Here is a 231-nt window from a genome sequence, read left to right as displayed (position 1 = left end):
CCAATGGAAGCTTGAGGACATGTTCGCCGATCAACAGGCATGGGACGACAGCTTTGCCAAGCTGAAGGACCTGCTGAAGAAAACGGCCGATTATCAAGGCAAATTAAACAATGCCGCTTCAATCAAGGAATGCTTCGAGCTCGAAGACGAAATTTCCTACCATGCCGAGCGTCTGTACGTATATGCTCATATGCATCATGACGAAGATACCGCGAATCCTACATATCAGGC

The 231-nt window shown here is 48.1% G+C and carries 1 protein-coding gene; it reads left to right on the top strand.

Annotation, left to right across the window (positions count from 1 at the left end):
* Nucleotides 1-19: 19 nt before the first annotated feature.
* Nucleotides 20-231 (top strand): hypothetical protein (locus tag ACSNOG_RS34125; protein ID WP_436756540.1); only part of this gene is annotated, 212 nt, incomplete at its 3' end.

Source organism: Streptomyces sp. URMC 124 (genome assembly GCF_051386455.1).
Lineage (GTDB): Bacteria > Actinomycetota > Actinomycetes > Streptomycetales > Streptomycetaceae > Streptomyces.
Note: the sequence above shows the minus strand (reverse complement) of the source record. Positions and strands in the feature narration are given on the sequence as shown.